At 70.6% G+C, this 26,225-nt stretch carries 27 protein-coding genes and 2 tRNA genes; 14 read left to right on the top strand and 15 right to left on the bottom strand.

Annotated features, from left to right (window positions below; translation table 11 throughout):
• The first annotated feature begins 68 nt into the window (after positions 1-68).
• A complete protein-coding gene (locus H6900_06675; protein MCC0072959.1) occupies positions 69-1,328 on the top strand; it encodes an aminotransferase class V-fold PLP-dependent enzyme in 1,260 nt (419 codons plus the stop codon).
• A 32-nt stretch (positions 1,329-1,360) separates the two neighbouring features.
• Here the strand turns inward: H6900_06675 and H6900_06670 are convergent, their stop codons facing one another.
• The 7 genes from H6900_06670 to H6900_06640 form a co-directional block, all read right to left on the bottom strand.
• Positions 1,361-2,215 carry a ferredoxin--NADP reductase gene (locus H6900_06670; GenBank protein MCC0072958.1) on the bottom strand — a complete coding sequence of 285 codons (855 nt, stop codon included), beginning with the start codon at positions 2,213-2,215 and terminating at the stop codon, positions 1,361-1,363.
• Complete coding sequence (locus H6900_06665) at positions 2,152-2,529, bottom strand: DUF934 domain-containing protein (protein ID MCC0072957.1); 378 nt, start codon at positions 2,527-2,529, stop codon at positions 2,152-2,154. Before H6900_06665 ends, H6900_06670 begins: the two co-directional genes overlap by 64 nt.
• Positions 2,530-2,572: 43 nt before the next feature.
• Positions 2,573-3,283: a phosphoadenylyl-sulfate reductase gene (locus H6900_06660; protein ID MCC0072956.1), complete on the bottom strand. Its 711-nt coding sequence runs from the start codon at positions 3,281-3,283 to the stop codon at positions 2,573-2,575.
• The gene (locus H6900_06655; protein ID MCC0072955.1) at positions 3,273-4,913 is read right to left on the bottom strand and encodes a nitrite/sulfite reductase; all 1,641 of its coding nucleotides are present in this window, start codon (positions 4,911-4,913) and stop codon (positions 3,273-3,275) included. Before H6900_06655 ends, H6900_06660 begins: the two co-directional genes overlap by 11 nt.
• Positions 4,914-4,923: 10 nt before the next feature.
• A complete protein-coding gene (locus H6900_06650) occupies positions 4,924-5,223 on the bottom strand; it encodes a DUF2849 domain-containing protein (GenBank protein MCC0072954.1) in 300 nt (99 codons plus the stop codon).
• Positions 5,223-6,611, bottom strand: coding sequence for a uroporphyrinogen-III C-methyltransferase (cobA, locus tag H6900_06645; protein MCC0072953.1), 1,389 nt, complete (start codon positions 6,609-6,611; stop codon positions 5,223-5,225). The genes H6900_06650 and cobA overlap by 1 nt, the downstream gene beginning before the upstream one ends.
• A gap of 307 nt (positions 6,612-6,918) precedes the next feature.
• Positions 6,919-6,993, bottom strand: a tRNA-Thr gene (locus H6900_06640).
• Between the two features lie 88 nt (positions 6,994-7,081).
• On the opposite strand from H6900_06640, the gene H6900_06635 reads away from it, so the two are divergent.
• The 3 genes from H6900_06635 to hisD all read left to right on the top strand — a co-directional run bounded on the left by H6900_06635 (position 7,082) and on the right by hisD (position 9,267).
• A complete protein-coding gene (locus H6900_06635) occupies positions 7,082-7,255 on the top strand; it encodes a hypothetical protein (protein MCC0072952.1) in 174 nt (57 codons plus the stop codon).
• Positions 7,252-7,770: a DUF2948 family protein gene (locus H6900_06630; protein MCC0072951.1), complete on the top strand. Its 519-nt coding sequence runs from the start codon at positions 7,252-7,254 to the stop codon at positions 7,768-7,770. The genes H6900_06635 and H6900_06630 overlap by 4 nt, the downstream gene beginning before the upstream one ends.
• A gap of 195 nt (positions 7,771-7,965) precedes the next feature.
• Positions 7,966-9,267: a histidinol dehydrogenase gene (hisD, locus tag H6900_06625; GenBank protein MCC0072950.1), complete on the top strand. Its 1,302-nt coding sequence runs from the start codon at positions 7,966-7,968 to the stop codon at positions 9,265-9,267.
• Here hisD and H6900_06620 read toward each other — a convergent pair.
• Genes H6900_06620 through H6900_06605 form a run of 4 tightly spaced genes read right to left on the bottom strand, consistent with a single transcriptional unit; the run spans position 9,264 to position 16,004 of the window.
• A complete protein-coding gene (locus H6900_06620; GenBank protein ID MCC0072949.1) occupies positions 9,264-11,336 on the bottom strand; it encodes a hypothetical protein in 2,073 nt (690 codons plus the stop codon). The genes hisD and H6900_06620 overlap by 4 nt on opposite strands.
• Positions 11,333-14,125 (bottom strand): DUF4159 domain-containing protein, encoded by a 2,793-nt coding sequence (locus H6900_06615; GenBank protein ID MCC0072948.1) that lies wholly within the window; start codon positions 14,123-14,125, stop codon positions 11,333-11,335. The genes H6900_06620 and H6900_06615 overlap by 4 nt, the downstream gene beginning before the upstream one ends.
• A complete protein-coding gene (locus H6900_06610; protein MCC0072947.1) occupies positions 14,122-15,003 on the bottom strand; it encodes a DUF58 domain-containing protein in 882 nt (293 codons plus the stop codon). The genes H6900_06615 and H6900_06610 overlap by 4 nt, the downstream gene beginning before the upstream one ends.
• Positions 15,000-16,004, bottom strand: a complete 1,005-nt coding sequence (locus H6900_06605; protein ID MCC0072946.1) for a MoxR family ATPase — start codon at positions 16,002-16,004, stop codon at positions 15,000-15,002. Before H6900_06605 ends, H6900_06610 begins: the two co-directional genes overlap by 4 nt.
• 82 nt (positions 16,005-16,086) lie before the next feature.
• Here H6900_06605 and H6900_06600 point away from each other — a divergent pair, with 82 nt between their 5' ends.
• The 3 genes from H6900_06600 (at position 16,087) to H6900_06590 (ending at position 17,978) form a co-directional block, all read left to right on the top strand.
• Entirely contained in the window at positions 16,087-16,704 is a 618-nt protein-coding gene (locus tag H6900_06600; protein MCC0072945.1) for a DUF1285 domain-containing protein, read from the top strand.
• Between the two features lie 85 nt (positions 16,705-16,789).
• Positions 16,790-17,833: a membrane dipeptidase gene (locus tag H6900_06595; protein MCC0072944.1), complete on the top strand. Its 1,044-nt coding sequence runs from the start codon at positions 16,790-16,792 to the stop codon at positions 17,831-17,833.
• A gap of 71 nt (positions 17,834-17,904) precedes the next feature.
• Positions 17,905-17,978, top strand: a tRNA-Cys gene (locus H6900_06590).
• Positions 17,979-18,162: 184 nt separating this feature from the next.
• Here the strand turns inward: H6900_06590 and H6900_06585 are convergent.
• Complete coding sequence (locus tag H6900_06585; GenBank protein MCC0072943.1) at positions 18,163-18,831, bottom strand: nitroreductase; 669 nt, start codon at positions 18,829-18,831, stop codon at positions 18,163-18,165.
• Between the two features lie 32 nt (positions 18,832-18,863).
• Positions 18,864-19,592, bottom strand: coding sequence for an LPS biosynthesis glycosyltransferase (locus tag H6900_06580; GenBank protein ID MCC0072942.1), 729 nt, complete (start codon positions 19,590-19,592; stop codon positions 18,864-18,866).
• 116 nt (positions 19,593-19,708) lie between these two features.
• Here H6900_06580 and H6900_06575 point away from each other — a divergent pair, with 116 nt between their 5' ends.
• The 3 genes from H6900_06575 to H6900_06565 all read left to right on the top strand — a co-directional run bounded on the left by H6900_06575 (position 19,709) and on the right by H6900_06565 (position 21,479).
• The gene (locus tag H6900_06575) at positions 19,709-20,056 is read left to right on the top strand and encodes a RidA family protein (protein MCC0072941.1); all 348 of its coding nucleotides are present in this window, start codon (positions 19,709-19,711) and stop codon (positions 20,054-20,056) included.
• A 224-nt stretch (positions 20,057-20,280) separates the two neighbouring features.
• Positions 20,281-20,763 (top strand): cytochrome b/b6 domain-containing protein, encoded by a 483-nt coding sequence (locus H6900_06570; GenBank protein ID MCC0072940.1) that lies wholly within the window; start codon positions 20,281-20,283, stop codon positions 20,761-20,763.
• Positions 20,763-21,479 (top strand): NAD(P)-binding domain-containing protein, encoded by a 717-nt coding sequence (locus H6900_06565; GenBank protein MCC0072939.1) that lies wholly within the window; start codon positions 20,763-20,765, stop codon positions 21,477-21,479. Before H6900_06570 ends, H6900_06565 begins: the two co-directional genes overlap by 1 nt.
• On the opposite strand, the gene H6900_06560 is transcribed toward H6900_06565, so the two are convergent.
• On the bottom strand, positions 21,476-21,793 hold the full coding sequence (locus tag H6900_06560; GenBank protein MCC0072938.1) for a DUF1311 domain-containing protein: 318 nt from the start codon (positions 21,791-21,793) through the stop codon (positions 21,476-21,478). The two genes, H6900_06565 and H6900_06560, sit on opposite strands and share 4 nt — an antisense overlap.
• Positions 21,794-21,962: 169 nt before the next feature.
• Between H6900_06560 and H6900_06555 the strand changes: the two genes are divergently transcribed.
• Together H6900_06555 and H6900_06550 are read left to right on the top strand one after the other, a co-directional pair.
• Entirely contained in the window at positions 21,963-22,934 is a 972-nt protein-coding gene (locus H6900_06555) for a threonine dehydratase (protein ID MCC0072937.1), read from the top strand.
• Between the two features lie 65 nt (positions 22,935-22,999).
• Positions 23,000-23,602, top strand: a complete 603-nt coding sequence (locus tag H6900_06550; protein ID MCC0072936.1) for a septation protein IspZ — start codon at positions 23,000-23,002, stop codon at positions 23,600-23,602.
• Positions 23,603-23,605: 3 nt separating this feature from the next.
• Here the strand turns inward: H6900_06550 and pncA are convergent, their stop codons facing one another.
• A complete protein-coding gene (pncA, locus tag H6900_06545) occupies positions 23,606-24,217 on the bottom strand; it encodes a bifunctional nicotinamidase/pyrazinamidase (GenBank protein ID MCC0072935.1) in 612 nt (203 codons plus the stop codon).
• Positions 24,218-24,352: 135 nt separating this feature from the next.
• Between pncA and H6900_06540 the strand changes: the two genes are divergently transcribed.
• Together H6900_06540 and H6900_06535 are read left to right on the top strand one after the other, a co-directional pair.
• On the top strand, positions 24,353-25,216 hold the full coding sequence (locus H6900_06540; GenBank protein MCC0072934.1) for a LysR family transcriptional regulator: 864 nt from the start codon (positions 24,353-24,355) through the stop codon (positions 25,214-25,216).
• Positions 25,213-26,142, top strand: a complete 930-nt coding sequence (locus H6900_06535; protein ID MCC0072933.1) for a DMT family transporter — start codon at positions 25,213-25,215, stop codon at positions 26,140-26,142. The genes H6900_06540 and H6900_06535 overlap by 4 nt, the downstream gene beginning before the upstream one ends.
• Positions 26,143-26,225 lie beyond the last annotated feature (83 nt).

Raw genomic sequence — 26,225 nt, 5'->3', positions numbered from 1 at the left:
GCCCTTGCCAAAACGCGCATGGCGGTGCAGGTCATCGCCATGCGCTTTTCCATTCGGGACCCCAGACGATGATCTCCGACAAGCCCGGCCTGATCGAGGCCGTCCGCGACCGTTTTGCCCATGTGGACATCTGCCCGTTCGAAGGGCCGCGCGTGTTCTTCGAGAACGCGGGCGGCGCGCTCAGGCTGAAGAGCGTGGTGGAAACATCGGCGCTGTATGCGTCCTATCCGGACAACCAGGGCCGCCCGAACGGCGCTTCGCAGACGTTGATGCGGGCCATTGACCAGGGCAAGGCCGACATGCGGCTGTTCCTGAACGCGCCCTCGGGCGTGGTGTTCGTCGGCGAAAGCGGGACCGAGGTGCTGTTCCGGCTGGTGCGCAACGCCGCGACCGGCGCGGCGGCGGGCGGCGTGATGCTGCGGTCCACGCTGGAACACCCGGCGCTGGGTTCGTCGATGACGCACTGGGCCAAGCAGACCGGGCGCGCGTTGATCGAGGTCGCGCATGACGACGCGACCGGCGTTGTCGATGTCGAGGCCTACAAGGCCGCGCTCAGGCCCGACATTCGCGTGGCGTCGATCATCCACACCTCGCCGGTGACCGGCAAGGCGACGGATGTGAAGGCCATCGCCGCCGCCATCCGCGCCGTCGCGCCTGAGGCGCTGATCATCGTCGATGGCATCCAGCACGCCTGTCACGGGCCCGTGGACGTGGTCGATTACGACATCGACGGCTACGCGCTGAGCCCCTACAAGATGTTCTCGCGCCATGGCTACGGGGTCGGCTGGGCCTCGGACCGGCTGACGGCAACCGATCACGAGCAGATCATCGGCAACGGCCCGCAAAGCTGGGAGCTGGGCACGCGCGACGCGGGCAGCTATGCGACATTTTCCGATGTGGTGGCCTATTTCGACTGGCTGGGCGGGCAGTTCTCGACGTCGGACGACCGGCGCGAGCGGCTCGAGGCGGCGGGCGCGGCCATCCATGCCGAGGAGACCCGGCTGGAGCATTGGTTGATCGCCGGCACCGGCAACCTGCGCGGACTGGCCGAGATGCCGGGCGTTCACCTGATCGCGGGCGACGGGGTCGCCGGGCGCGAGGGGGTTGTGTCGTTGACGCTGGACGGATGGGACACCAAGGCGCTGGTCGAATTCCTGGGCGAACGCGGCGTGCGCACGCATATCCGCAAGGCCGACAACTATTCCGGCAACGTGCTGAAACCGCTGGGCCTGCCTGATTGCCTGCGCGTATCCTTCTGCCATTACAACACCGAGGGCGAGGTGGCAAAGTTCCTGGGCGCGATGGAAGAGGCCCTTACGCACCGCTGAGGGTGCGCGGGGCGGTCACCGCCCCGCCCCTGTCAGACGCCGTCACCGACGAACGCCTTTTCGATGACGTAATCGCCGGGGGCGGAATTCGACCCCTCGGTCAGGCCGAACCCGTCGAGCAGCGCCGCCACGTCGCGATTGAAAGCCAGTGACCCGCAGACCATCGCGCGGTCGCGTTCGGGCGACAACGGGCCGTCGATCCCCAGATCGCGGAACACCTGACCCGAGGCCAATGTGTCGGTGATCCGGCCCCGATAGCGGGTCTCGTCGCGGGTGGTGGTGGGGTAATAGCGCAGCTTGTCCGCCACCAGCGCGCCGATCAGCGGATCATCGGACAGCCCCCGCACCAGCGCGCGTCCATAGTCCAGCTCGTCCGCCTCGCGGCAGGTGTGCATCATGATGACCCGGTCAAAGACCTCCCAGGTCTGCGGCTCGCGCAAGAGGCTGGCAAAGGGGGCGAACCCGGTGCCGGTGGCCAGGAACCACAGCCGCTTGCCAGGCGTCAGCGCGTCATGCACCAGCGTGCCCACCGGCTTTGGCCGCAGGATGATCGGATCGCCCGGTTGCACATGTTGCAGCCGCGCGGTCAGCGGGCCGTCCGGCACCTTGATCGAATAGAATTCCAGTTCGTCGTCCCAGGCGGGCGAGGCGATGGAATAGGCGCGCAGGATCGGTTTGCCGTTGTCGCCCGGCAGGCCGATCATGACGAATTCGCCCGACCGGAAGCGCAGGCTGCGCGGCCGCGTCACGCGAAAGGAAAACAGCCGGTCGGACCAGTGCGTGACCTGGGTCACGGTTTGCAGATCGGGGTTCGGGGCCGGGTTCAAAGGGACCTCCTGAGGCGGGCGCGATAGTCGTTCGCCTGCCAGTCGGCACGGGCGAGCCATTGGTGTTCGGGCTGACGGGCGGCCAGCGAGTCGTCGATCTCGACCTCGTCGAACCCGGCGCGCCGCGCCATCGCATATTGATCGGCGATCACGTGCCCCGCCGCCCGCAGGCGCCCGGCAAAACCGCCCCGCCTGAGCCGCGCCGCCAGCGTAAAGCCGCGCCCGTCGGCAAAGCCGGGAAAGGCGACGCGGATCGCCGTGACACCAGCGAGTTGCCCCGCCAGCGCCGCAAGGTCCACGTCGGGGGCCAGCTCGAACCAGGCGCCCTGGTGTGTGTCGGGGCCAAAGCCCCTGTCGGTGACGATGATCGGCATCGCCTGTCTCCTGTGTTGGCGGGATCGGGGCGCCGGCGGGCGCCTAGCCGGCCCGTCTGCGGATCACGCGGCCATCCACGATGTGGATGCCGCATTCGGTCTTGTCCTGCCCGCGCCAGCGCCCGGCGCGCGGGTCTTCGCCCGGGGCCACGGGCCCGGTGCAGGGCGCGCAACCGATGGACGGGTATCCCCGCGCCACCAGGGGGTGGCGGGGCAGCGCGTGTCGGTCCAGATAGGCCGCGATCGCGCTGGCGGACCAGTCGCACAGCGGGTTCAGCTTGACCCGGCCCGAGGTCGCGTCGTCCTCGAACAGGGACAGCGTGCCGCGCGCGCCGCCCTGGAACCGCTTTCGCCCGCTCACCCAGCCGTCGAAACCGTCCAGAGCGCGCGCGAGCGGGCGGATCTTGCGCAGCGCGCAGCACGGGTCGGTCTGTGCGCGATGCAGCACGCCGTCGGGGTCCTCGGCGAACATCTCGGGGCGCGAGGGGGCGATCACCCGCACCCCGGTCAGCCCCAGATGCGCCGCCAGGTCGCGCTGATAGGCCAGCGTCTCGGGAAACAGCATCAGCGTGTCGATGAACAGCACCGGAACCGCGCGGTCGATCTGCGCCGCCATGTGCAACAGCACCGCCGAATCCGCGCCAAAGCTCGACACCAGGGCGAACCGCCCCAACGCGCCCGACAGCGCAAAGCGCAGCGCGCCCTCGGCGTCGCCGGCATAGGTGGCGTTCAACCGGCTGAGGTCACGCGGCATAGAGGGCCTCCTTGAACGGGGCCAGCCCGATGCGGCGCCAGGTGTGCAGAAAGGTTTCGCCGGGGCCCGTGCGCAGGGCCAGATAGGTGTGCAGGATCCGCTCGACCGCCGGCACGATCTGGTCGTGCGCGAAGCCCGGGCCCGTGCGTTCGCCCAGAACGGCGTCTTGCGACCCGTCGCCGCCCAGCGTGATCTGGTAATTCTCGACCCCGGCACGATCCAGGCCCAGAATGCCGATATGGCCGACATGGTGGTGCCCGCAGGCGTTGATGCAGCCCGAGATCTTGATCTTCAGCGGGCCGATGTCATGCTCGATCTTCAACGCCTCGACCCGCCGGGCGATCTGCTGCGCAACCGGAATCGACCGGGCCGTCGCCAGCGCGCAATAGTCCATGCCGGGGCAGGCGATGATGTCGCTCACCAGCCCCACGTTCGCGGTGGCCAGCCCCTGCCCTTTCAGCGCCTTGTGCAGCGCCGGCAGATCGGCGCGGGCGACATGCGGCAGGACGATGTTCTGCTCGTGCGAAAAGCGGATCTCGCCGTGGCCAAGCCGTTCCGCCAGGTCCGCGATGCACCGCATCTGGTCAGCGGTCACGTCGCCCGGCGTGGCACCGTGGGCCTTCAGGCTGATCGTGACGATGGCATGGCCCGAGTCGCGGTGGGGGTGCAGGTTGGTGTCGGCCCAGGCGCGGAACACCGGGTCGGCACCGCGCGCCGCCTGATAGGGCAGATCCCCCGCCGCGCCCAGCGCGGGCGGCGCGAACATCCGCTTGAGCCGGGCCAGATGCGCCTGCGTCGCCGCCGCGTCGAAACCGGGCGCGATCTCGGCAAAGCGGGCCTCGACCAGATCGCGGACGGTTTCGAGCCCGTTTTCGTGCACGGTGATCTTGATACGGGCCTTGAACTTGTTGTCGCGACGGCCCAGCAGGTTGTAGGTGCCGACCACGGCCTCGAGGTAGGGCAGCAGATCGGCGGCGGGCAGACGGTCGCGCAGCACCTTGCCGATCATCGGCGTGCGGCCCAGCCCCCCGCCCACGATCACCTCGAACATATCGGGCGCGACCATGCGCAAGCCGATGTCATGCGCTTTCGTCACCGCGCGGTCGTCGGGCGATCCGGTCACCGCCACCTTGAACTTGCGCGGCAGGAACTGGAATTCGGGGTGGTCGGTGGACCATTGGCGGATCAGCTCTGCATAGGGCCGGGGATCGGCGATCTCGTCCGCCGCGGCGCCCGCGAACGGGTCCGAGGTGACGTTGCGGATCGTGTTCCCCGATGTCTGGATCGCGTGCAGGCCGACCTCGGCCAGCGCATCCAGCATGTCGGGCACGTCGGTCAGCCGGGGCCAGTTGAACTGCATGTTCTGGCGGGTGGTGACATGGCCATAGCCCTTGTCCCAGCGATCCGCGATCGCCGCCAGCGCGCGCAATTGCCCGGGGTTCAGCGTGCCATAGGGCACCGCCACCCGCAGCATGTAGGCGTGCAGTTGCAGATACAGGCCGTTCATCAGCCTGAGCGGCTTGAACTCGTCTTCGGTCAGCGAACCGTCGATGCGGCGCGCCACCTGATCGCGGAATTGCCGGTTGCGTTCCGCGACAAAGGCGCGGTCGAAATCGTCATAGACATACATGATGGGGTCCTCAGGCGGCGGCCTGTTTGCCGTGCACATAGTTCGAGGGGCCGCGACGGCGGAAATCCTCGCGGAAATGGGCGGGGTCCAGCCCTTGCGGGGTCTGGCGCGCATCGGCGAGGTAACAGCCCACGACCTCGTGCCCGCGTTGCGCGGCGCTGGCCAGCGCGGCCTCGGCCTGCGTCTTGTCGGCAAAGGGGGCCGCCTGGGCCAGATGGCGGGTCCAGCCACCGGCGGCAGTCAGGTAGACCACGTCGCCCTCGATCAGGGCGTTGGCGGTGACGATTTTCACGATGGGGTCACGGGTCATCAGGCCATATCCTCGATGCGTTGGGAAAACGAGGCCGCCGCCTGTGCCGGCCCCAGGCCGACCAGCAGGATCGCCGGGCCGGACAGTTGCGCGGCATCGGCTGCCAGCCGATCGAGCCGCGAGGTCAGGATGCGCTGATCCGGGCGCGCGACGTTCGCGACCAGCGTGACCGGGGTCGCAGGCGATGCGCCGTGCATCATGAGGCGCCCTTGCACAAAGCGCGCGGCCGTCCTGCCCATGTAGACCGCCGCAACGGCACCCGGGCGGGCCAGCGCCGGCCAGTCGAGTTCGGCAAAGCCCTGCGTGTCATGCGCGGTGACAAGGCGCAGTTCGGCATTGCGCCCGCGCCGGGTCAGGCTGCGGCCGATGGCTGCGGCGGCGGCGCTGGCGGCCGTGATGCCCGGCGTCACCGACCAATCGATGCCGGCGGCGGCGAGCGCCTCGGTTTCCTCGTCCAGGCGGGCAAAGACGCTGGCGTCGCCGCCTTTCAGCCGAACCACGCGGGCGCCGGTCCGGGCATGATCGATCATCGCGGCATTGATCGCGTCCTGCGGGGTCGAGGGGCCGAACCCCTCTTTCCCGACCGGCACGAACAGCGCCTCGCGGCGGGCGAGGTCCAGGATTGGCCGGGGAACCAGCCGGTCGTGGATCACCACGTCGGCGGCATCCAGAAGCTGCCGGGCCTTCAGCGTCATCAACGCGGGATCGCCCGGCCCCGCGCCGACCAGATCGACCCGTCCGACCCCCGCCTCGGCGCGCAGATGACGCTCAAGCAGCGCATGAAGCGCGTGGTCCAGCAATTCCGCGCCGGCCTCGGCCAGAACCTCGGGGCCGGAGCGGGTGTAATAGTCGGACCAGAACGCGCGGCGGCGGCGGCCCTGCGGCAGGGCCTCGGCCGCAGGGCGGAACAGCTTGCCCGCGCGCGCGAGCGTGCCCAGCCCCTGCGGCAGGCGTTCCTCCAGGTCAGCCTTGATCGCCCGGGCCAGCACCGGCGCCGCGCCTTCGGTGCCGATGGCGATCGTCACCGGCGCGCGGTCCACGATCGCCGGGGTGATGTGGTCGCTGGCTTCGAGGTCGTCCACCACGTTGACCAGCGCACCCGCCGCCCGCGCAAGCCGCGCGAACCTGGCGTCCGCGGCACCCTCGCCATGGGCGGCATAGGCCAGCCGGGCACCGTCGAGATCGGCGGCCTCGGCCGGGCGGCGCAAAAGCGTGGCGCCGTGTTCGCCGGCCGCGACTTCGAGATCGCGGGCGGGCGCCGGGGCAAAGAGGGTGATCCGCGCCGGCGTCCTGGCCAGCAGCCGCAGCTTTGCCAGGGCAAAGGCGCCGTTCCCGGCAATGACCACCCGCGCGGCCGCGAGATCGAGGTAGACAGGAAAATGCTGCATCGCCGCACCCTTGGAAAGCACGGCCCGATGATGGGAAAAACTCCCGAAATACGCAAGCTACACAAGAAAACAAGGTCAGTTTACCGCCGGTTCACGGCCGTTTGGAAGAATATTGTCCCGTACCCCCACGCGACGGGACGTTTCAACCCGAACCGCCCGGCAACCCGGGACAGGGTCACCCTGCGCCGTCGGAGGGCGGGCCGGAACGCGGCGCCCCGAGCCGGGCTCAAGGCCCTGCGAATCGCGCGCGACCTGCCGCCTGCCGATCTTTGGCGGCGGCGTTCTGGGCATGGGTCCTGGGGAAAGGTGGTGCTGCAAGAGAGGATTGAACTCTCGACCTCTCCCTTACCAAGGGAGTGCTCTACCACTGAGCTACTGCAGCGTTGCCACGGGCGGCTGATTAGACGCAAAGCGCGCGTTGTGCAAGCCCTGTCTGGACGGTTTTTTCACCACGCGGTAAGAGGGTCGCCATGAACAGCGGCAAAGATACCGAACCCGCCGGGGACCGCGCGCGCCGCGTGCAGTCGGTCAAGGGAACCAAGGGCGACCAGGCCAGAGAGGCGCGCGTCAAAGCCGCGCTGAAGGCCAACATCGCCCGTCGCAAGGCGCAGGCCAAGGCCCGCGCGGAAGAGGACGAGACATGAGCGACGCGCGATTCGAGGACGGGGCCGAGGCGCCCTTGCGGCTGATCGCGCGCGACGCGGCCGATCTGGGCGTGCTGTCGGCGCTGGTGCAGGATGCGGTGCTGACCGGGGCGGATCTGGCCTGGGCCCGGGGGCGGCGTCGATTCTCGCTGTTGCTGAACCGGTTCCGCTGGGAGGACGCGCCGCAGGCCGAGGCCGCGGGGCGGCGCTTTGAGCGGGTCCGCGCGGTGCTGGAATTCGCCGATGTCCGGGAGGTGCGCCACCAGGGGCTGTCGCGCGACAAGGACACCGTGCTGTCGCTGCTGTCTGTGGCCTATCGGCCCGCGACAGCAGACGCGCAAACCGAACAAACCGGGCGCGCAGAGACCGAGCCGGCGGGGCCCGGCACGATCACGCTGACCTTTGCCGGTGACGGGCTGCTGGAGTTGACGGTCGAGTGCATCGAGGCCGAACTTGTGGATGTGACGCGACCCTATGGCGCGCCGTCAGGCCAGGCGCCGAGCCACCCGAGGTAGCGCCCCGGGAGCCGGCAAGCGGCGGGGGGCCAGCCCCCCGCACCCCCCGCCAAAGGGGGTTTTCCACCCCCTTTGGATACCCCCGAGGATATTTCCGGCACAAAGAAGGCGCGGGTTCGGCCCCGGGCCATGACGGAGGAACTGGACGCTGCGGGCGCGATCCCCTATGCCCTCGGGCATGCAAGGAGGCCCGCCATGCCGCAGTTCCTGACCACCCGTGACGCCGATTTCGAGGCCCGTTTCACCGCCCTTCTGGGCATGAAGCGCGAGGACAGCCCCGATGTGGATGCCGCCGTCGCCGCGATCATTGCCGACGTGCGGGCGCGGGGCGACGCGGCGGTCATCGAATTGACCGAGCGATTCGACCGGCTGGCCCTGACCCCCGCGACGCTGGCCTTTTCCCCGGACGAGATCGAGACGCTCTGCGCGCAGGTAAGCCCTGGCGACCGCGCGGCGCTGGAGCTGGCGGCGGCGCGCATTCGTGCCTATCACGAGCGCCAGATCCCCGAGGATGCGCGCTGGGAGGACGCCAGCGGGGCCGCGCTGGGCTGGCGATGGACTCCGGTCGCGGCGGCCGGGCTCTATGTGCCTGGCGGCCAGGCGAGCTATCCGTCGTCGGTGCTGATGAACGCGATTCCGGCCAAGGTCGCCGGGGTCGCGCGGCTGGCCATCGCCTGCCCCACGCCCGGCGGCGCGGTGAACCCGCTGGTGATCCTGGCGGCCCGGCTTTCGGGTGTGGATGTGATCTATCGGATCGGCGGCGCCCAGGCGATTGCGGCGCTGGCTTATGGCACCGAGACCGTGGCGCCGGTGGACAAGATCACCGGCCCCGGCAACGCCTATGTGGCGGCGGCCAAGCGGCGGGTCTTTGGCCGGGTCGGCATCGACATGATCGCCGGTCCCAGCGAGATCCTGGTCATCGGCGACGGCACTGGCGATCCCGACTGGATCGCCCTGGATCTGCTGAGCCAGGCCGAACACGACCAGGTGGCGCAGTCGATCCTGGTGACGACCTCGGCCGTCGAGGCCGAGGCGGTCATGGCGGCGGTGGAGCGGCACCTCGAAACCCTGGAACGGCGCGCAATCGCTGGCGCAAGCTGGCGCGATTACGGTGCGGTGATCGTCGTCGATACGCTGGCGCAGGCGGCGGCGCTGTCGGACCGCGTGGCGCCCGAGCACCTGGAACTGTGCGTCGCCGACCCCGAGGCCCTGCTGGCAGAGGTCACCCACGCCGGCGCGATCTTCCTGGGGCACTGGACGCCCGAGGCGATCGGCGACTATGTCGGCGGGCCGAACCATGTGCTGCCGACCGCGCGGTCGGCGCGGTTCTCGTCGGGGCTGTCGGTGCTGGATTTCCTGAAGCGCACGACGCTCGCCCGCATGACGCCCGAGGCCCTGCGCGCCATCGGCCCGGCGGCCGAGACGCTGGCCGTCAGCGAAAGTCTCCAGGCGCACGGGCTGAGCGTGCGGGCGCGGCTGGACCGGCTGAACGGTTAGCGGCGGGCCTCGCGCAGCCAGGCCGCCAGCACCAGGCCCAGCCCCAGCACCAGCCACAGCCAGACCGGCGCCAACGCGGCCAGCCTGAGGTCGGTGGTGACATAGGCGCCGCGCGGCGTGACCCCCAGCCAGCCGCGGCCCCAGGCCTGACGGCCCGCATCCACGGCGCGCAGCGCGGGCAGGCCGGCGGCGACGGGCGCGACCCCGCCGCGCGTGGCGTCGATCAGCGGCGCCAGGGGGGCGGCATCGGCCACCACGCGTTCGTATTCGCGGGGGTTGGCGGTGCCCAGAACGGTGACGGTATCCAGCCCTTCGGATTGCAGCCGGTAGAGGCCCGGCTCGTCGCCCTGCCAATGCGCGGTAAACCGGCCCGGCGCGGTTTCCGTCAGATCCAGCGTGACGCTGCTGTCGTCGGGGCGGGTCACGGTGACCGTATGTGGCCCATCGTGCAACGAGCGGCGGGTGATCGTCATGTCCAGCCCCTGCGCGTCGGCACTCAGGGCCTCTTCCTCGAGGTCGGGCTCGCGCATCAGCCAGTGGGCGAGACGGCGCAGCAATTCGGCCTGCGGCCCGCCACCTTCGAAGCCGCGGTCCCAAAGCCAGGCCTGATCCGAGGCCAGCATCGCCACCCGTCCCTGCCCGGCGTGGTCCAGCACCAGAAGCGGGCGATCCGCCACGCCCTGCATCACCACCTCGCCCGAATGCGGCGCAAGGTCGATCTGCCTGAGCCAGCGGCCCCAGCCCGGCGCGCCGCCTTGGGTCGCGGCGGGATAGCCCTGGTCCAACCCCTCGGTCACCGGATGGCGGGCGCCGGTGGGCGACAGATGCGGCGCAAAGGGTTGTTCCAGCACCCGCGCGGTCGGTTCGGCCGGCAGGATCTGGCCCAGCGGCGAATGATAGATGCTTTCCGCGCTGGCCAGTTCCGGCCCACCGACGACCAGCAGCGCGCCGCCCTCGGTCACATAGCGGCGGATGTTGTCGAAATAGCTGTTCGGCAAGATCCCACGGCGGCGATAGCGGTCAAAGATGATGAGATCGAAGTCGTCGATCTTTTCCACGAACAATTCGCGCGTCGGAAAGGCGATCAGCGACAGTTCCCCGACCGGCACCCCGTCCTGGCGATCCGGCGGCCGCAGGATGGTGAAATGCACCAGATCGACCGAGGGGTCGGATTTCAGAAGGTTGCGCCAGGTGCGTTCGCCCGTGTGCGGCTCGCCCGAGACCAGAAGCACGCGCAACCGGTCGCGAATGCCGTTGATCTGCACCACGGCCGCGTTGTTGCGGTCGGTCAGTTCGCCCTCTTCGGCCGCCAGCACGAAGCGCAGCACATTCAGCCCGCCACGATCCAGCGTCAGGGTCAGCGTCATGTCCTCGCCCACCGGGGCGGTGGCATAGCGCAGGGCCTCGCCGTTCAGCGCAAAGCCCACGCGCACCGGCTGACCGCGCAGCGCCTCGGGGACGCGGCCTTCGTCCTCGATCCTGAGGGTCAGGGTCAGGGTCTCGCCCAGGATGCCATAGGCGGGCGCGTTGCGCACGATCAGGCGGCGGTCCCAGTCGGCCGGTTCGCCGGTCTGCACCAGATGCAGCGGCGCGGGCGGGGTCACCAGCGGCGGGTCATGCGCCAACCCGTCCGACACCACGAACACCCCCGCCAGACGGTCGCGCGGCAGATCCGCCAGCGCCTGATCCAGCGCCGCGTTCACCTGCGAGCCGCCGTTGTCGGGCCCGTCGGGGATGGTGGCGACGCGGCCCTCGATTCCCAGCCGCGCGAGTTCGGCGCGCAGATGGGTCACGGCGGCCTCGGTCTGCGCGGCGCGCCCGGCCAGCCGGTTCGAGCCCGTGGCATCGCGCAGGATCAGGGCGATGTCGGGCAGCGGCTGGCGGTCCTCGGTCTGGATGGCGGGATTGGCCAGTGCCACCAGGATCAGCCCCAGCCCCAGCGCGCGCAGCGGCCAACCCGCCAGTCCGCGCCACAAGGACACCGCCGTCACCGCCAGGGCCAGCGCGCCCAGGGCCCAGACGACGACCCAGGGCAACAGCGGATCAAAGACCACCGAGGCGCCGTTCATTGTCCCAGCCTTTCCAGCAACGCGGGCACATGCACCTGGTCGGATTTGTAGTTGCCCGACAGCACATACATGATCAGGTTGACACCGAACCGCATCGCCATCTCGCGCTGGCGGTCGCCGGTGGTGCCGCGCCCGACCGGCGCCATCGGCAGCCCTTGCGCGTCCACCGCCCAGGCCGAGGCCCAGTCGTTCGACCCCACGACGACCGGCGACACCCCGTCATTGAGGTTGCGAAACGGCATCCCCTCGGCCTGCTGGGCGTCGGCGGGCGCGGCCTCGACCCAGACGGTGCCGCCCTGATAGCGGCCCGGGAAATCGCTGAGCAGATAGAATGTGCGGGTCAGCACATGGTCGGCGGGAACGGGTTCCAGCGGCGGGATGTCCAGCCCCGCCGCGATCTGCTGCAGGCGTCGGCCTGCGGCGGTGGTGCCGCCGGTCAGGCGCGCCTGCTCGGCATCGCGGGTGTCGAACAGGATCATGCCGCCGGTGCGCAGATAGCGGTTCAGCTTGGCATAGGCCTGCGGCGAGGGCAGCGGGCTATCCGCGATCACCGGCCAGTAGAGGAACGGAAAGACCGACAGTTCGTCGGTCTCGATGTCCACGCGCATCGGCGCCCCCGGCTCGACAGACGAGCGCGCATAAAGCGCGTCCGACACCCCCCTCAGCCCGGCCAGCGCGACCTCGTCAACCTGCGCATCGCCCGAGGCCACGGCGGCCAGCACGACGTTCTCGGTGGCTTGCAGGATCCGCGGGTCCACGTCGCCGGTCTGGGCCTGCGCGCGCGGCGCCGCCGCAAGGCCCAGCGCCAGCACCAGCATCGCCGCGCGCAGCAACCGCCCGCCCAGCGCCAGGGTGGCCAGCGCGTCCAGCGCCAGCACGACGGCGGCCAGCGCGAACAGGAACCCCGCCAGCGGGACCTCGGCCGGCCGGGTGCCGGTTTCGACCTGGGTGCCCAGCGGCCATTGCGCGGGCGTCAGGGGCGTTTGCGCGTCGGTGGCGTTGACGGCGATGCGCAGCGCGGTGCCGGCATACAGGCCCGGCGGCAGGTCGGGCCCCGGTGGGCGGTCGCCCAGCAGCACCGGCGCCAGGGCCTCGCCGGTCACCGCGGCGCGGTCGTCGGCGCGGCTGAGCAAGCCGAAGCCATCCATGATCTCTTGCGGTTGCCAATGCGTGCCGGCCATGTCTCCGGCCTCGGGGCGGGCGCCCCGGGTCGAGATCGCGAGCCGGTCCAGCATTTGCACGAACAGGCCCGAGAGCGGCAGGTTCGACCATTCGGCATTCGCCGTCACATGGAACAGCACCACCTGCCCCGCACCACGCGCCGCGCGGGTCACCAGCGGCGTGCCGTCGGCCAGCGCGGCGATGGTATGCGCCGCCAGATCGGGGCCCGGCTGGGCCAGGACCTGCGCGCGGATACCGACGTCGGCGGGCACCGGCAGGCCGACAAAGGGCGAGGTCTCGGGAAAGGGCGCCAGAGAGCGCGGATCGCCCCAGCTCATCGCGCCGCCCACGGTGCGCCCCCCGGCCCGCAGGCGGACCGGCAGCAACGGATCGTCCGTCTGGCTCAGCGCGCCGCCCAGCGCCGCGCTGGCGCCGGCACCCGCCATCCGCGGACCGGCAAAGCGCAGCAGCAGGCCGCCCTGCTCTACCCAATGCAGCAGGGCCTGCGATTCGGTGTCGGTCAGGCCCGGCATGTCGGCCAGCACCAGGACATCGGGACCGGCCAGCAACAGGTCGTCCAGGCTGGCGCTTTCGATCACGTCGGCATTGGGGCGCAAAGCCTCGCGCAGGTAGTGCAGCGGTGACAGCAGCGCCAGCCGCTCGCTGCCCTCGCGCACGCTGAGCAGCGCCACCTTGCGCCGTTGCAGCCCGTCGTCGGTCAACGTGACCGCCCCCGCGCCGCGGGCGCCGTCGATCTGGAACCGGGTCACGCGGTTCCTGAGCTCGGGGGGCAGGTCGAACCGCACCTCGGCGCTGACAGCGCCCGCGGCAAAGGTCAGCGCGGCATGGTCCAGCACGCGCTCGGCCCCGGCCGGGTCGCGGCCGACCGCATCGAGGACCAGCGCCTGCGCCGGGCCGGGTGTGCGCCGCGCGGTCACGCTGACGATCTGCCCGTCAAAGACCGCCGGCGCCAGGGCCAGCACCGGCGACGCGGGTTCGAACACCGAAACCGGCCCGACCTGCGCCAGCGCCGCCAGCAGGGCGGCCCGTCCGTCCCGCGCCAGCCCGTCGCTGACCCACAGGGTTTCGGTGCCCGCGGGCAGGCCGGCGATCCAGTCGGGCACCGCGCCGGCGGCCGGCGCCCAAGGGCGCGGCGCCAGCCCCGTCAGGCGCTCGCGCCAGTGATCCGCGGCACGGAATTCGGGCGCGCCCTCCGGCGCGTCGGTCCACGAGACCACCGACACGGTGCGCCCGGCGCGTTGCGCGGCCTCCAGCGCCTGGCCGACCCTGTCGATCCGGCGCGGCCAGTCGCGGGCGCTGGCCCAGCTTGCGTCCATCACCACCAGCAGCGGCCCCTGCCCCGGCACGCCCCGCGCAGGGTTCAGCACCGGCCCCGCCAGCGCCAGGATCAGCGCCGCCAGTGTCAGCACCCTGAGCAGCAGCAACCACCAGGGCGTGCGCTGGCTTTCCGGGTCCCTGTCGCGCAGGCCCAGAAGCAGGGCGACGCCGGGAAAGCGGCGGCGCACCGGCGCCGGCGGCACCGCGCGCAACAGCCACCACAGAATCGGCAGCGCCAGCAGAGACCACAGCACCCAGGGCGCGGCGAAACCCAGCGCGGACAGGCTCATCGGTGGCCCCCCAGCGCCTGATAGAGCCACAGCAGACCCGGCGCCGGCGCGCTGTCGGTGTGCAGCGTCGTCGCGTGCCAGCCGGTGTCCCGCGCCAGCGCGGCCAGCCGGTCCTTGCGCGCCGCCAGCCGGTCGCGATAGGCGCCGCGCAGGTCCGCGGCGCGCAGGGTCTCGTGGCTGAGATGGCCCGACATGCTTTCGAACCTTGTGCGCCCGTCAAAGGGAAAGTGTTCCTCGACCGGGTCCAGCACCTGCACCAGGATGCCACGCATGGACCGCGCGGCGGCCAGCGCCAGCGCGGCCTCGAGCGGCGCAAGATCGCCCAGGAAATCGGAAAACAGCACCACATGGCCCCCGGCTGGCGCGGCGTGCAGATCGACGGCGCCATGCTCGGCCCCGGCGGCGTCCTGGTCGGCCAGCGCCAGCGCCAGGGCTTCGGCCTGCGCGCGGCCCGCGCGGGGGCGCAGGTCGGTCCGCGCCAGCCCCACGCGCTCGCCGCCCCTGAGCAGCACCAGCGCCAGCGCCAGCGCCAGCAGACGGGCCCGCTGCGCCTTTGTCTGGCGGGACGGATCGGCGCGAAAACCCATGGCGGCGCCGTCATCGACCCACAGTGTCACCGCCCGCGCCGCCTGCCATTCGCGCTCGCGCACAAAGAGATCGTCGCCCCGCGCCGACCGCCGCCAGTCGATGCGCGAGGCCGCGTCGCCCGCGTGCACCGGGCGGAACTGCCAGAATTCAGCCCCCGGGCCGGCGCGGCGACGGCCATGCGCGCCGGGCAGCGCGCTGTTCGCCAGATGCTCGGCCGCGACCAGCAGCGGCGGCAACGCGCCCGAGAGCGCCTCGGCCGAGCGGCGCAGGGCGGGCCCGGATGGGTTCACGCAGCCGCCTCCGTCACGCCGGTGGCGCGTGCGACGACGCGGTCGATGACGCCGCCCAGATCCTCGCCGCGGGCGCGCGCGGCAAAACTGAGCGCCATGCGATGCACCAGCACCGGGTGCGCCAGCGCCGCGACATCCTCGGCCGAGGGCGCAAGCCGGCCTTGCAGCAGGGCGCGGGCGCGCACGGCCAACATCAACGCCTGCGCCGCGCGCGGTCCCGGCCCCCAGGCCAGCGCGTCACCCAGCGAGGGGTCGGCATCCGGCGTGCCAGGCCGGCAGGCGCGCACCAGACCCAGGATCGACGCGACGACGCTGTCGCCCACCGGCATCCGCCGGATCAGGGTCTGCGCGGCCAACAGGTCGGCCGGGGTAAAGACGCCGTGCACTTGCGCGTCCTCGGTCCCGGTGGTGGCCATCAGGATCGCGCGCTCGGTCTCGCGGTCGGGATAGGGGACGTCGATCTGCACCAGGAACCGGTCGAGCTGGGCCTCGGGCAGGGGATAGGTGCCCTCTTGCTCGATGGGGTTCTGCGTGGCCAGAACGTGGAACGGCGCGCCCAGCCTGCGGTGTTGGCCGGCGATCGTCACCTCGCGTTCCTGCATGGCCTGAAGCAGGGCGGATTGGGTGCGGGGGCTCGCGCGGTTGATCTCGTCCGCCATCAGGAGCTGACAGAACACCGGCCCCTCGATGAAACGGAAAACGCGCTTGCCGTCCTGGGCGGTTTCCAGCACCTCGGAGCCCAGGATGTCGGCGGGCATCAGGTCGGGGGTGAACTGGATGCGGTTCGATTGCAGGCCCATGACGGTGGCCAGCGTATCGACCAGCCGGGTCTTGCCCAGCCCCGGCAGGCCCACCAGCAGCGCGTGCCCGCCCGACAGGAGCGCCGTCAACGCCAGGTCCACGACCGTTTCCTGGCCGATGAAGCGCGGCGCGATGGCGGCGCGGGCCTGGGACAGCCGGTCGCCCAGCGCCTCGATGGCGGGGAGCAGGGTGTCGCTCATGCGGGTTCCTCCGGGCGTGACCTTGGTTCAGCGCCGGTTATATGTCAGGTTGAACCCGCTCGCCCAGACCTCGTTTCGGAAAATGACTGTGCCACAAGACAATGTGACCCCCGCCCCCCCGACCCCCGAGTCCGCCAGCGCCGACAGCCTGGCCAAGGCCGCCGGGCAGGCTGCGGCGAAAGGCGGTTTGCCGCCGGTGCATCTGTGGGACCCGCCGTTTTGCGGCGATCTGGACATGCGCATCGCCCGGGACGGAACCTGGTTCTACCAGGGCACGCCGATCGGGCGCGCGGCGTTGGTGCGGCTGTTCTCGACCATCCTGAAGCGCGAGGATGGCAGGTATTTTCTGGTCACGCCGGTCGAAAAGGTCGGAATCACGGTCGATGACGCGCCCTTTGTCGCGGTCGATTTCACCGCCCGCGGCGCGGGACGCGACCAGGTTCTGACCTTTGAGACCAATGTCGGCGACACCGCCGTGGCCGGGCCGGCGCACCCGATCCGGGTGACGCGCGACGCCGCGACCGGTGAGCCCGCACCCTATGTGATGATCCGCGCGGGCCTGGAGGCGCTGATCGATCGCAAGAGCTTTTACCGGCTGGTGGATCTGGGCGCTCACGCCGAACACGCCGGGGCCCGCTGGTTCGGGTTGTGGTCGGGCGGGGCGTTCTTTCCGGTGATCCCCTCGGCCGAGATGGTCTAGGTGCCGGGGGGCTGCCGCCCCCCGGACCCCCCGCTTCAAGGGGGCCACGGCCCCCTTGAAAATCCCCGTGCGTATTTCGGACAAGATGAGAGGGAGCGTTGGAATGCTGGTGTTCGACGGTCACAACGATGTTCTGAGCCGTTTGTGGTGTGCGGGCGGCGATCCCGTGGCGCGATTTGCGGGCGGGGAGGGCCACATCAATCGCGCTGCCGCCCGGGCCGGCGGGTTCGGCGGGGGGTTCTTTGCGCTCTATTCCCCGGCGGTTCGCCAGGCCTTCGATTTCAGCGGGTTCCGGGGCCAGTCCATGCCGCTGCCGGCACCGATGGATCAGGCCCCCGCGTTGCAATCGGTGATGGCGCAGGTGGGCGTCCTGCGGCGGTTGCAGGGCGCCGGGCTGGTGACCCAATGCACCACCGCCCGGGACATCCGCGCGGTGATGGACGCGGGCGGTATCGCCGCCTTGCTGCATCTCGAGGGCGCCGAATGCATCGACGCCGAGCTGCTGGTGCTGGACGCGCTGCATGCCCTGGGTTTGCGGTCCCTGGGGCCGGTCTGGTCGCGCCCGACGATCTGGGGCGAGGGGGTTCCCTTTTGCAGCGGGCGCGACGGCGACACCGGCCCCGGGCTGACGGAGGACGGCAAGCGGCTGGTCCGGCGCTGCGCGGCGCTGGGGATGGTGGTGGACACCAGCCATCTGACGATGAAGGGGTTCGAGGACATCGGCGCGATGGGCCTGCCCCTGGTCGCGACCCATTCCAACGCCTGGGACCTGGCGCCCGTGACGCGCAATCTGACCGCGGCGCAGCTGCGCGCGATCGGCGAATCGGGCGGCATGGTCGGGTTGAACCATGCGACCGTGTTCCTCTCGCCCGAGGGATGGCGAAGCGGGCGGGCGACGCTGGAGGATTGCCTGCGCCAGTTCGACGCGCTGATCGAGGGCGCCGGCGAGGACCATGTCGGCCTCGGTTCGGATTTCGACGGCGCGCCGCTGCCCGACGGGCTGCGCTCGTGTGCGGACCTGCCGGCGCTGATCGGCGCGATGCGCAGGCATGGCTATGGCGAGGCGCTGATCGCGAAGCTCGCCCGCGACAACTGGCTGCGGTTTCTGGGCGGCGTGCTGGGCGGCTGACCCGGCCGCCCCTTCGGGGGGCCTTGCACAGGCAAGCCCAAGCCGCTAAAGCAGAGCCAGCCTCGGGCAACGGTGGGTTGGCGGAGAGGTTACGCACCGGATTGCAAATCCGTGAAGACCGGTTCGATTCCGGTACCCACCTCCATCCTAGCCATTCGAAATCGCGAGCCGGCCCGACCGGCCCTCGGACCCGGCCGTGCGATTCGCAGGACCGCCGCCACGGGGCACGACACACCGCGCGGCGCTTCAGCGCCGCGCCGGGTCGCCCGAGGGCTGAAGCCCGGAGGGCTTCCGGCCGAGGGCGAAACCCCCGTGCGCCTGGCCTTTGTTCAGTCGTGGCGGGTCAGGATAGTGCCCAGCGGGGCGCGGTCGGTGCGGGCGGCGTTCGCCGGGTGCGTGGGGTCCTCGTAGCCAAAGGCGATCCCGCACATCAGTTGCGCGCCCGGGTCCAGGCCCAGATGCGCGCGCACCACGTCGGGATAGAGCGACAGCGCCCCCTGCGCGACGGACCCGATGCCGCGCGCGGTAAGCGCCAGCAACACCGTCTGCACGAACCCGCCCAGATCGGCGGCTTCGCGCGTGCCGAACCCCTCGGGCAGGAACACGAACGCCGCATGCGGCGCGCCAAAGGCATCGAGGTTGCGCAAGAACGCGTCCACCCGCCCCTGCCGGTCGTCCCGCGCAATCCCCATCGCGCCGTAAAGCGCCTTGGCCGAGCCGATCTGACGCTCGCGGAATGGCCCTGCATAGGCGGTGTCCATCGGCACATCGGGCGCCGTCGGTCCTTGCGCGGCGCGCGCGGTCATCGCCCGGCCCAGCGCACGCAGGCTGTCGCCAGAGACCAGATGCACCGTCCAGGGCTGCACGTTGCAGTTCGACGGCGCCCAGAGCGCGGTTTCGAACGCCAATTCGATGTCTGCGTCCGGGACCGGGCGCGGCAGGAACCCGCGCACCGACCGGCGGGCACGGACAAGCGTAGCAAAGGCGTCGGGGGTCATGGCGGGGGGCTCCGGTTGGTCTGGGGCTGCGTTCAGCGCAGGCGGCGCAGGGCGGTGGCAAGCTGGCGCAAACCCGGCGTCCGGTCGAACCAGCGCGGCCGGGCGATGTCGCTGCGCGAGGCGCGCTGCGTGGCCAGCGCGGGCTGCGCGGCCAGCGCCCGCAGCCCGGGGTGGGACCGGCGCACCCAGTTGAGCGCGCCATCGACATGCATCGGCCCGCCCTCGGGGCTGCCGGGCGCGCGGACCGCCATGGCATCGAGTTCGGGCAGCGCGATTTCCGCCGCGCGCCGGGTCAGGCCCAGGAAATGCAACTGGATCAGCCCCAGGTCCGGGGGCAGCGCCACCAGCCCGGCCTGCGCCTGCGGCAGGGCCTCGGGCCGGTCGCCGGGATGGCCGTAGAGCAGGTCCCAGTCCTGCGTCGCCAGCGCCTGGGCCAGCGCCGGCAACCGGGCCACCGCGCCCGTCGCAAAGGCCATGTCGTCCTCGAGCACCAGCGCCCTGGGCCACCCCTGGGACAACAGCCGCGCCATCACGCCGCGATGGCTGCGAAAGGCGCCATGCGCGCCGACCGAAGGGAAGCCGGCGGCGTTGTCGGGGCGGATCGCGGCGAACAGCTCGACCGCCGGGTGATCCAGCGACAGGCCGGCCTTGCGCAACTCGGCGTCGATTCCCCTGCGGCGATCGGCGCGATCGCGCAGGTTGATGACGACGATGTGCCCGAAGGTATCGAGCAGCGCCTGGGCGGCAGGGGTGTCGGGCATGACGGCTCCGGAACTGGTGCCCCTTACATGCCGCGCGGACCGCCGGGTTTCAACCGCTCTTGCGGCGAAGGCCGTGGCGTGGTTGAGAAACGGCGCAACCCGAACCAGGAGTTCCCATGACCACCGAGATCACCCGCCTCGAACCCGGCCGCCGCATGAGCGCGGCGGTCATCCATGGCGACACCGTCTATCTGGCCGGCCAGGTCGGCGAAGGCGCCGGCGTCACCGAACAGGCGCGGGCCGCGCTGGCCGAGGTCGATCGCCTGCTGGCCTCGGCCGGCACCACCAAGTCGCGCATCCTGACGACCACCGTCTGGCTGGCCGACATGGCCGATTTTGCTGCCATGAACGCCGTCTGGGAAGCCTGGATCGACCCGGCGAACCCGCCCGCCCGTGCAACCGGCGAGGCCAGGCTGGCGACCCCTGACTACAAGGTCGAATTCATCGTCACCGCCGCGCGCTGACCGGGCGCCGGGGCCCGGCCCCGGCCTGCGCCGGCTTGGGGGTGTTGCAGAACCGTTCACGGCGGCCGGATCGCGTCTGCCCGGGGCTGGAAGCTTTCCGGCGGGCGTGGCAAAGTGCGCGCGGGATTCCGCCGTGACACAAGGCCGGACAATGGCCATTCCGGACGGCGGAAACGCGCGCTTTGCGCGTTCAAGGGGACAGGACAGTTGCAAGGAAGCTTGTCATGACGACCGACGTTCGAAAATACACCGCCACCCAAAGGGTGCTGCATTGGCTCATTCTTCTGCTGCTTGCCGTCAGTTTCTTCAGCCATGAGTGGATGAACGACAGCTGGCGCGCGCTGCGTCGCACCGGCGAGGCGACGATCACCACCGGCACCAGCGTGCACGTCTGGGTGGGCGTGTCGATCCTGGTGCTGATGCTGCTGCGGCTGGTGCTGCGCTTCGTGCATGGCGCACCGGCGCCGGTGGACAACCAGCACCCGATGCTGACCCTGGGGTCGAGCATCGTGCACGGGCTGCTGTATCTGGTGCTGCTGCTGCTGCCGCTGTCGGGGATCATGGCCTGGTTCTTTGGCGTGACCGACGCTGGCGACGTGCACGAGGTGATGTTCAACATCGCCTGGGTTCTGGCCGCGCTGCATGTGGTGGCCGCGCTCTATCACCAGTTCGTTCTCAAGGACAATCTGATCGCCCGGATGCGCTGATGCGCCTGGGGTTTGTCGGAACCGGCACCATCGCCTCGGCGGTGGTGCAGGGACTGGCCGACGACGGGCACGTCATCACCGTGTCCGAACGCGGCGCCGCGCAGTCGGCGGCGCTGGCCGCCCGCCATGACTGCGTGCGGGTGGCCCCCAATCAGGGCGTGGTCGATGCCAGCGACACCCTCTTTCTGGGCCTGTTGCCCGCGGTCGCACCCGAGGTCCTGCGCGCCCTGCGCTTCCGGCCTGAGCAGACCGTGATCTCGTTCATGGCGGACCTCCCGCTCGAGGTCCTGGCGGACCTGGTCGCCCCGGCCCGGGCGGCGGCGATCGTGCTGCCGTTCCCGGGGATCGCGCGGGGCGGCTCACCCTTGCTGGTGCTGGGCGATCGGGCCCCGGTCGATTCCCTCTTTGGCGCCCGCAACACCCTCTTTGTCCTGCGCGACGCCGCCGAACTGGACGCCTTTCTCTGCGCCCAGGCGGTGCTGTCACCCGCTGCCGCGCTGGTCGGCGCGGCTGGCGACTGGCTGGCCGAGCGCGGCTACGACGGCGCGGATTTCCTGCGTCTTCTGGTCGGCTCCAGCCTGATCGATTCGCCCACCGCGCCGCTGTTGCGGGCCCTGGACACGCCCGGCGGCTACAACCAGCGGCTCAGGCAGCACCTTGAGCGCGCGGGCATGGCGCAAACCTTGCGCCAGGGGCTCGACTCGCTCGAGGGTTAGTGCGCCATCGCCAGAAGCGCATCGACCCGGGCGCGGCCCAGGGCGATCCGGCAGGCGCGTATGGCGATGGTCGTGCCCGATCCGCCGCCAAATCCCGCGCCCACGGCCTCGCACTGGGCATCGCGATAGGCGCTCCAGGCGGCCTGCGCCGCGTCGATCGCCGGCAGCGCGTCCTCGCGTCCCGTCGTCTCGTCCAGATCGCTGGCCGAGGCCTGGGCATAGCCCAGCGCCACCACGATGGCCTGATCGACGCGGTCCAGCGTGTCGCCCAGGCAGACCGAGATTTCGACCTGGCTGCCGCCGGGGCATTCCATGGTGGGGTCGGCCAGCAGGGGCGTGGCGGCAAGGAACGGCGCGGCAAGCGTCAGCGCAAGGGCGAGCGGGCGAATCATGGGGACCTCCGGGTTCTGGGCGCAGCATAGGCCCGCCCCCCTTGCGCCCGCCAGCCCGGGACTCCAAGCTGCCCGACAAAGGAGCCGCCACATGTTCACCCTGTCCGAACTGGAGACCGCGCAACGCCTGGTCAGCGCCCATGTGCCGCCCACCCCGGCGCTGGACTGGCCGCTGCTGGCGCAGGCGCTGGGCGCGCGGCAGGTCATCGTCAAGCACGAGAACCACGCCCCCACCGGCGCCTTCAAGGTGCGTGGCGGTGTGACCTTTCTGGACTGGCTCAGGCGCGCGCATCCCGACATGCAGGGCGTCATCACCGCCACGCGCGGCAATCACGGCCAGTCGCAGGCCCGCGCCGCCCGCGCGCTGGGGCTGCGGGCGAAGATCCTGGTGCCGCAGGGGAACTCGGTGGAAAAGAACGCCGCGATGCGCGCTTATGGGGGCGAACTGGTGGAACACGGCGCGGATTTCGACGAAGCCCGCGAAGAGGCCATGCGCCTGGCCGGCCAGGAACCGCTGTATCCGGTCCCGCCCTTTCACCGTGAACTGGTGCGCGGCGTCGCCACCTACGGGCTGGAGCTGTTCCACGCGCACCCTGATCTCGACCGGGTCTATGTGCCGATCGGCTGCGGGTCGGGCATCTGCGGGGTGATCGCCGCCCGCGACGCGCTGGGCCTGACCTGCGAAGTGGTCGGCGTGGTCAGCACGGGGGCGGACGGCGCGCTCAGGTCGGTGCGGGCGGGCCACGCCGTGGAAACCCCGCAAGCGCGCACCTTTGCCGACGGCATGGCCGTGCGCGTTCCCGTGCCCGAGGCGCTGGCCATCTACGGACCGGGCGCGCACCATCTGGGCGCGGTCAGCGATGCCCAGGTGGCCGACGCGATTCGCCTCTACTTCACCGCCACGCACAACCTGGCCGAGGGTGCCGGCGCGGCCGCGCTGGCCCTGGCGATGGCCGAGACCGGGCAACTCGCCGGCCGCAAGGTCGGTCTGGTCCTGTCGGGTGGCAACATCGACCGCGCCTGGTATGCACAGGTGCTGGCCGGTGGTGTGCCCGCCGTCTGACACCGCCCCATCTTGCGCAGCGGGGGCGTTCCGGGTCAGATGGCGCCCGCAACGCAGGAGGCCCCATGTCCGACACCCGAAAGCAACCCTCGGCCCTGGTGAAACAGGCGCTCGAGTTCGGCCCCCTGCTGGTCTTTCTGGCGGTCTACCTGTGGATGCGCCACGCCACGGTGACCCTGGGCGGCACCGAGTATGCGGGTTTCGTGGTGGCGGTCGTCCTGTTCGTGCCGCTTCAGATCGCCGCGACGGTGGCGCTGCGGCTGCTGACCGGACGGCTGAACCGGATGCAGATCGTCACGCTGGGGCTGGTGATCGTGCTGGGCCTGGGCACGGTGTTGTTCAACGACGAGCGGGTGTTCAAGATGAAGAGCACCTTCATCTTTGGCCTGTTCGGCATCTTGTTGTTCATCGGCCTGTGGCGCGGCCAGTCCTGGCTGGCCTTCGTGCTGGACCAGGCCCTGCCCCTGGACCGCGAGGGCTGGATGATCCTCACCCGGCGGATGGCCTGGTTCTTCCTGGCCTTTGCCGCCATGAACGAGGTGATCTGGCGCAACTTTTCCACCGACGTCTATGTCCTATGGGACACATTCGGGCAGATGGCCGTGATGTTCGTCTTTCTGATGGGGAACTATCGCCTGATCGAAAAGCACTGGACCGGCGAGAAGTGACGCCTAGCCGTTCGCCAGCGTCACCCCGGCCGCGCGCATCTGCCTGAGCGCCTCGTCGAGCGACCCGTTCAGGTCGATCGCCCGGCAGGCATCGAGTCGCACCACGACCGTGAACCCCAGCCGCGCGGCGTCGAGCGCGGAATAGGCCACGCAGAAATCGGTCGCCAGGCCGACCAGTGTCAGATGCGTGACGCCCCGGGTGCGCAGATACCCCTCGAGCCCGGTCGCCGTGGTGCGGTCGTTTTCGAAAAACGCCGAATAGCTGTCGATTTCGGGGCGAAAGCCCTTGCGCAGGATCAGATCGGCCGGATTGGTGCGCAGCGCACGGTGAAAGGCCGCGCCCTCGGTCCCCTGCACGCAATGGCGCGGCCACAACACCTGCGGGCCATAGGGCATCTCGGTCATCGAAAACGGCGCGGCGCCCGCGTGGTTCGCGGCAAAGGACAGGTGGTCCTCGGGGTGCCAGTCCTGGGTCAGGACGCGCACCGCGAAATCGTCCATCAGCGCGTTGACCTGGGGGACAACGGCATCGCCCTCGTCCACCGCCAAGGCGCCGCCGGGGCAGAAATCGTTCTGGATGTCGATGGCGATCAGCGCATGTTCGGCGGGCTGCATCCGGGAACCTCCTGTCCGCTCAAGGGGTGTTATGCCGGCCACCGCGCCCCCAGGTCAAGGCAAGGATCGCCCCTTGCGCCACTTCGGCCAATCCCACAAGATGCGGCCGAACCGACGGGGCAGCGCCGCATGAGTATCGAGTCCTGGGACGAAATCCGCACCGCCTGGCAGGTCGCCCGCGCGGGAACCGTCAGCGGCGCGGCCGAGGCCCTGGGCGTGCACCACGCCACCGTGATCCGTCATATCGACGCGCTGGAATCGCGGCTGGGGGTCAAGTTGTTCCAGCGCCACGCCCGCGGCTACACCCCGACCGAGGCCGGCGCCGCGCTGGCGCAGGTGGGCCGGGTCACGGACGAACAGTTCGCGCAGCTCGGCACCCGGCTGACGGGCACGGATTGCGCCATCTCGGGCGAACTGGTCATCACCACCCTGCCCGGCCTGGTGCCATTGCTGCGGCCGGCGACACGGCAGCTTTGCGCGGAATTCCCCGACCTGGCGCTGCGCATCCAGACCGACCGGCGGCTGTTCCGCCTGGAATACGGCGAGGCCCATGTCGCCATTCGCGCCGGCACCCGCCCGTCCGAGCCCGACAATGTCGTGCAACCGCTGTCCAAACTGTCGGTCGCGCTTTACGCCAGCCAGTCCTATCTGGACCGCTACGGCGCGCCGCGCGACGATGCCGATCTGGTCAACCACCGTTTCGTGACCGAGGAACTGGACGACAGCCGCGCCCCCTTTGCGCAATGGCTGGCCGGGCGCAGCCCGGCGCCGCGCGTCGTTTTCCGCTCGAACGAGGCGGCGGCGCGGCGCGCGGCCATCGCTGATGGGCTGGGCCTGGGCTTTCACTACGGCGAAACCGACCCGGCCGACCTGATCGAAGTCCTGCCCCCGCGCCCGGAATGGCAGGCGCCGGTCTGGCTGGTCACGCATGTCGATCTGCACCGCACGCCAAAGGTCCAGGCGGCCGTGCGCATCATCAAGGACACGTTCAGCGCATGAGCGACGCCTATGCCGACACCCGCGGGCGGGCCCAGGCGCTGCGGGGCCATGCCGCGATGCTGGGCTTTTCGGCCGCGGTGTCAGGCAGTTTCAGCCTTGGGGTGATGGTCGCGAACGACATCCCCCCGGTGGCGCTGACCGCTGCGCGGTTCCTGCTGGCCTCGGCGGTGCTGGCGTTGCTGGTGGTGCTGACCGGCGGCGGGCGCGGCGGGCGCCACGGGTTCAGCCGGGCGGACCTCGCCCAGCCCTGGCGCTATGGGCTGCTGGCGGTGCTGTATGGCGGGTATTTCGTCCTGATGTTCGAAGGCCTGAAGACCGCGCACCCGGTTTCGGCCGGTGCGGTGTTCACGCTGACGCCCCTGATGACCGCGCTGATCGCCTGGCCCCTGCTGGGTCAGCGCCCCTTGCCCTATGTCACGGCGGCGCTGGCGGTCGGCGCGGCGGGGGCGGTCTGGGTGATCTTTCGCGGTGACTTGCGCGCGCTCGTCGGTTTCCAGATCGGCAAGGGCGAGGCGATCTATTTCCTCGGCTGCATCCTGCATGCGTTCTACACGCCGATGCTGCGGCGCCTCAATCGCGGCGAAGGGGCGATGGTCACCGCGTCGCTGGTGACGCTGGCCGGCTTCGCGGTGCTGATGGTCTATGACGGGCGCGCGGTTCTGGCGACCGACTGGCTGGGCCTGCCGCTGCTGGTCTGGGTGGCGCTGGGCTACCTGGTGATCCTCGCCACCGCGTTTTCGGCCTCGGCCATGCAGTTCGCGGCGCAGCGGCTCCCCGCGTCCAAGGTCATGGCCTACACCTATGCGACGCCCGTCTGGATCATCCTGTGGGAATTGGCGCTGGGCCATGGCGCGCCCGGTCTGGCGGTCTTTCCGGGGGTTTTCCTGATCGTCGCGGCCTTGCTGATCTTGCTGCGCGCGGACTGACCGCCCCGCGCGATCACGCGCAAATGCCTTGATTTCGCGGCCGGGCCGGCGCAGCATTTCCGCGTTTTTATTAATCGCGTTCC

Source organism: Rhodobacter sp. (assembly GCA_020637515.1).
Classification (GTDB): Bacteria; Pseudomonadota; Alphaproteobacteria; order Rhodobacterales; family Rhodobacteraceae; genus Pararhodobacter.
This window is presented reverse-complemented; position numbering and strand designations above follow the sequence as displayed.

Bases quoted from the DNA above. Each gene is read 5' to 3' on its own strand.
- pncA (MCC0072935.1), bottom strand. From the start codon at position 24,217: ATGCAGCCCGCCGAACATGCGCTGATCGCCATCGACATCCAGAACGAT.
- H6900_06660 (MCC0072956.1), bottom strand. From the start codon at position 3,283: ATGCCGCGTGACCTCAGCCGGTTGAACGCCACCTATGCCGGCGACGCC.
- H6900_06605 (MCC0072946.1), bottom strand. From the start codon at position 16,004: ATGAGCGACACCCTGCTCCCCGCCATCGAGGCGCTGGGCGACCGGCTG.
- H6900_06595 (MCC0072944.1), top strand. From the start codon at position 16,790: ATGAGAGGGAGCGTTGGAATGCTGGTGTTCGACGGTCACAACGATGTT.
- H6900_06535 (MCC0072933.1), top strand. From the start codon at position 25,213: ATGAGCGACGCCTATGCCGACACCCGCGGGCGGGCCCAGGCGCTGCGG.
- H6900_06600 (MCC0072945.1), top strand. From the start codon at position 16,087: ATGACTGTGCCACAAGACAATGTGACCCCCGCCCCCCCGACCCCCGAG.
- H6900_06575 (MCC0072941.1), top strand. From the start codon at position 19,709: ATGACCACCGAGATCACCCGCCTCGAACCCGGCCGCCGCATGAGCGCG.
- H6900_06655 (MCC0072955.1), bottom strand. From the start codon at position 4,913: ATGTATGTCTATGACGATTTCGACCGCGCCTTTGTCGCGGAACGCAAC.
- hisD (MCC0072950.1), top strand. From the start codon at position 7,966: ATGCCGCAGTTCCTGACCACCCGTGACGCCGATTTCGAGGCCCGTTTC.
- H6900_06635 (MCC0072952.1), top strand. From the start codon at position 7,082: ATGAACAGCGGCAAAGATACCGAACCCGCCGGGGACCGCGCGCGCCGC.
- H6900_06650 (MCC0072954.1), bottom strand. From the start codon at position 5,223: ATGACCCGTGACCCCATCGTGAAAATCGTCACCGCCAACGCCCTGATC.
- H6900_06620 (MCC0072949.1), bottom strand. From the start codon at position 11,336: ATGAACGGCGCCTCGGTGGTCTTTGATCCGCTGTTGCCCTGGGTCGTC.
- H6900_06565 (MCC0072939.1), top strand. From the start codon at position 20,763: ATGCGCCTGGGGTTTGTCGGAACCGGCACCATCGCCTCGGCGGTGGTG.
- H6900_06550 (MCC0072936.1), top strand. From the start codon at position 23,000: ATGTCCGACACCCGAAAGCAACCCTCGGCCCTGGTGAAACAGGCGCTC.
- H6900_06665 (MCC0072957.1), bottom strand. From the start codon at position 2,529: ATGCCGATCATCGTCACCGACAGGGGCTTTGGCCCCGACACACACCAG.
- H6900_06630 (MCC0072951.1), top strand. From the start codon at position 7,252: ATGAGCGACGCGCGATTCGAGGACGGGGCCGAGGCGCCCTTGCGGCTG.
- H6900_06570 (MCC0072940.1), top strand. From the start codon at position 20,281: ATGACGACCGACGTTCGAAAATACACCGCCACCCAAAGGGTGCTGCAT.
- H6900_06555 (MCC0072937.1), top strand. From the start codon at position 21,963: ATGTTCACCCTGTCCGAACTGGAGACCGCGCAACGCCTGGTCAGCGCC.
- cobA (MCC0072953.1), bottom strand. From the start codon at position 6,611: ATGCAGCATTTTCCTGTCTACCTCGATCTCGCGGCCGCGCGGGTGGTC.
- H6900_06560 (MCC0072938.1), bottom strand. From the start codon at position 21,793: ATGGAATGCCCCGGCGGCAGCCAGGTCGAAATCTCGGTCTGCCTGGGC.
- H6900_06675 (MCC0072959.1), top strand. From the start codon at position 69: ATGATCTCCGACAAGCCCGGCCTGATCGAGGCCGTCCGCGACCGTTTT.
- H6900_06615 (MCC0072948.1), bottom strand. From the start codon at position 14,125: ATGAGCCTGTCCGCGCTGGGTTTCGCCGCGCCCTGGGTGCTGTGGTCT.
- H6900_06670 (MCC0072958.1), bottom strand. From the start codon at position 2,215: ATGGCTCGCCCGTGCCGACTGGCAGGCGAACGACTATCGCGCCCGCCT.
- H6900_06585 (MCC0072943.1), bottom strand. From the start codon at position 18,831: ATGACCCCCGACGCCTTTGCTACGCTTGTCCGTGCCCGCCGGTCGGTG.
- H6900_06580 (MCC0072942.1), bottom strand. From the start codon at position 19,592: ATGCCCGACACCCCTGCCGCCCAGGCGCTGCTCGATACCTTCGGGCAC.